The organism is Stenotrophomonas sp. P5_B8 (assembly GCF_054049855.1).
This window is the reverse complement of sequence record NZ_JBFULO010000364.1, coordinates 1-4068: the sequence shown is the minus strand read 5'-3', so window position 1 is coordinate 4068 and position 4068 is coordinate 1. Positions and strand designations below refer to the sequence as shown.

Annotated in this window: 3 protein-coding genes and 1 pseudogene; 2 read left to right on the top strand and 2 right to left on the bottom strand. The window is 67.4% G+C overall.

Annotation, left to right across the window (positions count from 1 at the left end; genetic code table 11):
• Window positions 1-76: 76 nt before the first annotated feature.
• Together ACXJKH_RS16415 and ACXJKH_RS16410 are read right to left on the bottom strand one after the other, a co-directional pair.
• Entirely contained in the window at window positions 77-418 is a 342-nt protein-coding gene (locus tag ACXJKH_RS16415; protein WP_256774609.1) for a ribonuclease E inhibitor RraB, read from the bottom strand.
• Between the two features lie 120 nt (window positions 419-538).
• Window positions 539-2149 (bottom strand): transglycosylase SLT domain-containing protein, encoded by a 1611-nt coding sequence (locus ACXJKH_RS16410; RefSeq protein ID WP_457320890.1) that lies wholly within the window; start codon window positions 2147-2149, stop codon window positions 539-541.
• 134 nt (window positions 2150-2283) lie between these two features.
• Between ACXJKH_RS16410 and ACXJKH_RS16405 the strand changes: the two genes are divergently transcribed.
• Together ACXJKH_RS16405 and ACXJKH_RS16400 are read left to right on the top strand one after the other, a co-directional pair.
• Window positions 2284-3789: a helicase HerA-like domain-containing protein gene (locus tag ACXJKH_RS16405; protein WP_457320888.1), complete on the top strand. Its 1506-nt coding sequence runs from the start codon at window positions 2284-2286 to the stop codon at window positions 3787-3789.
• A gap of 55 nt (window positions 3790-3844) precedes the next feature.
• Window positions 3845-4068: pseudogene (locus ACXJKH_RS16400) on the top strand (transcription elongation factor GreB); the annotation flags it as partial.

Here is a 4068-nt window from a genome sequence, read left to right as displayed (position 1 = left end):
CCACTACCGGGGCTCGCGCCCACGAAAAACGCCCCGGGAAATCGGGGCGTTTTTTGTGGGACGCGGTCCGCTGCGGTCAGATCTCGACCGGGCCCACATCCATGCCGTCGTAGTCTTCCACGCCATTGGCTTCGGCCAGGGCCTGCAGCTCGTGGTTGCGGGCGTCCAGCGAGGCCTCGGTGTGCACTTCGGCGCGCTCCACGTGCAGCACGTGATACGGCGCTTCGCCTTCTTCCAGGTCCGGCTCGAAGATCTCCACCAGCGTGTAGCCCAGCTCGACCAGCTTTTCCGACAGGCCGGTCAGCGGCTCCGGCGTGGTGTTGACGAAGAAGTAGCCCCACAGCATCGGGCCGTTGAGGTCCCAATCGGTGTTCTCGCGGATGTTGGCGAACATCTCGTTGATCGCGGTGATATCCATCTTGCTGTCCTGTATGCGTGTACCTGAGGGCCGCGGCGAAACGCCACGGCCGGCGATGGATGTGCTGTGGCGCGGGGGCCGCAGGCGTGATGCCGGCAGCCTACCCGATCCGGCCCGCGCTTACCTGTCGCAGCCCTGCAGCTTGAGCACCTGGCCCTGCTTGAGCGCGTACGCCGGGGCCTTGAGCCCGTTGGCGCGCGCCAGTTCACGCACGTCGCACTGGAACTTGTCGGCGATCGCGCCCAGCGTCTGGCCCTTGCCCACCTTGTGGCTGCGTACCGGCTTGGCCTTGGCCTTGGGCTTGGCGGCCGGGGTGGCCACCGGTGCGATCGGCGTGGCCGCCACTGCACTGGCCTGGACCTGCGTCACCGGCACCACACTGCCCACCGCCACGTTGCCGGTATAGCTGGCCACGCTCGGGCGCACGATCGCCGCGTTGAGGTCGGCGGTGATCAGCGTACGGGCCAGATCGGCGCGCGGGCCGCTCACGCAATAGCGGTTGTACAGCCCGGCGATGCGGGTGGTGGCGTTGATCGTGGTGCCCGCCGGGATCCAGCCGTCGGCTTCGTAACGCGGATTGAGGTTGCGCAGCGCGCGCATGTAGCCATCGCGGGTGCCGGCGCTGCCCAGGCAGATGGTCAGCTCGTAGATGGTGGTGGACTTGGCCAGGCGGATGGTGGCCGGCTGCGCGCTGATCTTCGGGAACTCCACGCCGTACTGCTGCGGGTGCAGGTAGATCCACGCCGCGGCGATCACCATCGGCACGTAATCCTTGGTCTCGCCGGGGAACTGGTTGTAGACGCTGTCGGTCCAGAAGCTCTGCCCGGCGCTCTGCTTGAACACGCGCGCGGCACGGCCCTCACCGCCGTTGTAGCCGGCCAGCGACAGCTCGACGTTGTTGTTGAGCTCGCGCATGCGTTCGTTGAGGTAGGTGGCACTGGCCTCGGCGGCACTGCGCGCGTCGAAGCGGGTGTCAAAGCCGGTGCCGTCCGGCCCCAGCCCGAAGCGACGGCCGGTGGCGGGCATGAACTGCATCAGCCCGGCCGCACCGGCGCGCGAGGACGCATGCACGCGGCCGTTGGATTCCTTGGCCATGATCCCGAACAGCAACGCTTCGGGCAGGCCGCGCTTCTCCCACTCGGGCCACATCACCGCGCGCAGGTTCTGGTAGTTCTCGTAGGTGGTCATCAACGCCGGGCGCATGTCGGTCAGCCAGCGGCGGATGCCGGCCTGCACGGCCGGGTTGTACTCGACCATGCTGTCGAAGGCGTGGCGCTTGTCATTGAGCAGCGCTGCGGCGCGTGCCGCCTCAGGCACGTCGGCAGCCAACGGCCCGGTGTGGTCCGGATCGGCTTCGAGCAGGCCGCCATCGCTGGCCAGTTCATCGCCTTCGCTGTCGCGGGTGTCGGCATTGTCCTTGAGCAGGCGCTTGTAGGCCGGCAGCATGTTGCTCACCTGGCAGCCCTTCTGGGCCACGCAGGCGCTGATCACGTCCTCCATGTCCTCCAGCGCGGCGTCGCCTTCGTTCTTGCCCTTGGGATCGGCGTTGGCCACCAGCACCAGCGCGGCGCGGTAGCGCTTCTCGGCCGCGGCCATGCGCTGCTCCAGCGCCTCGACCTTGACCCGATCACGCGCGGAAACCCGCTGGGCATGTGCCTCTGGCACGAATGACAGCATTGCAGCCAGCGCCAACAGCGGCCAACCACGGACAAGCAAGACAGGAACGGGCATTTTTGGCACTGTGTGCGAAAGATGGGGCAGAGTAGCCGCGCCGCTTGCATCGGGGCAACCCGCCAAGCGACCCGGCCTGCGCCGACGTTTAGAATCCTGCCCATTCACATAGCACCTCCACAAGCGAGTTGACCATGGATCCGATCCTGCTCGGCAAAGGCATCACCGACGATATCGCCGTGACCCTGCAACCCCGCCTGGGCAACCGCCACGGCCTGGTGGCCGGCGCTACCGGCACTGGCAAGACCGTCACGCTGATGACCCTGGCCGAAGGTTTCTCGCGGATCGGCGTGCCGGTGTTCCTGGCCGATGTGAAGGGCGACGTGGCCGGCCTGGCCGTGGCCGGCGCGGGCACCGAGGCGCTGCTGCAGCGCGCCGCCGAGATCGGCGTGACCGATTACGCGCCTGCCGCCAGCCCGACGGTGTTCTGGGACCTGTACGGCAAGCTCGGCCACCCGGTGCGCACTACCGTCAGCGAAATGGGCCCGACCCTGCTGGCGCGCATCCTGGAACTCAACGACACCCAGTCYGGCGTGCTCGACATCGTGTTCAAGCTGGCCGATGACCGCGGCCTGCTGCTGCTCGACCTGGACGACCTGCGCGCCCTGCTCGGCCTGGTCGCAGAAGAGCGCAAGGACATCTCCACCGAATACGGGCTGGTCAGTGCGCAGAGCGTGGCGGCCATCCAGCGTTCGCTGCTGCGCCTGTCGCAGGACGGCGGTGAAGCGTTCTTCGGCGAGCCGGCGCTGGAACTGGCCGACATCATGCGCGTCAACCACGATGGTCGTGGCGTGATCGGCATCCTTGCCGCCGACCAGCTGGTGCTCAAGCCCCGGCTGTATTCGACCTTCCTGCTATGGCTGTTGTCCGAACTGTTCGAGACGCTGCCGGAAGTGGGCGATCTGGACAAGCCCAAGCTGGTCTTCATCTTCGACGAAGCGCACCTGCTGTTCGACGATGCGCCACCGGCGCTGGTCCAGCGCATCGAGCAGGTGGTGCGGCTGATCCGCTCCAAGGGCGTGGGCGTGTACTTCTGCTCGCAGTTCCCCGATGACGTGCCGGCCAACATCCTCGGCCAGCTGGGCAACCGGGTGCAGCATGCGTTGCGCGCGTTCACCCCGCGCGACCAGAAGGCAGTAAGGACCGCAGCGGAAACCTTCGTGCCCAATCCCAAGCTCGATGTCGCCGCCGTACTGGCCAAGCTGGGCACCGGCGAGGCGCTGGTGTCCACGCTGCAGGACAAGGGCATTCCCTCACCCGTGCAACAGACCCAGATCGCGCCGCCGCGCTGCCGGATGGGCGCCATCACCGAGGCCGAACGTGCGCAGGTGCGCGCTGGCAGCCCGGTCGGCACGCGCTACGACGCTGCGATCAACCGCGAATCGGCGGCGGAACTGCTGGCCCAACGCGCGCAGAAGTCGGTCGCACAGGCCGATGCCCCTGCCGCGCGGACGCGTCAGCAGGACGAGGCGCAGGAAGGCGGCTTCGGCCAGTCGATCAAGGATGCGATCTTCGGCACCAAGCGCCGCCAGGGCATGATCGAGACCATGGCCAAGCAGACCACGCGCACCGTGGGTACCAAGCTGGGCAACCAGATCGTGCGCGGCCTGCTTGGCGGTATTTTCGGCGGCAAMCGTTGATACTGCGTGTCGCGCCGTCGGGCGCGGCACCTTTCCAAGAGCACAGACAGACCTGATGTCGCGTTGGCGTCCCCCTGCGGAAAAGAGTACGGCCCTGATCACCGCACAGGGTCACCAGCGGCTGAAAGTCGAACTGGACGACCTGTGGCGCGTGCGCCGCCCGGACGTGGTCAAGGCACTGGCAGCCGCCGCGGCCGAAGGCGACCGCTCGGAGAACGCCGAATACACCTACCGCAAGAAGCAGTTGGGCGAGATCGACCGCCGCGTGCGGTACCTGAC

Excerpts from the sequence above, each read along its gene's own strand:
- ACXJKH_RS16410 (WP_457320890.1), bottom strand. The coding sequence starts at position 2,149 with ATGCCCGTTCCTGTCTTGCTTGTCCGTGGTTGGCCGCTGTTGGCGCTG.
- ACXJKH_RS16415 (WP_256774609.1), bottom strand. The coding sequence starts at position 418 with ATGGATATCACCGCGATCAACGAGATGTTCGCCAACATCCGCGAGAAC.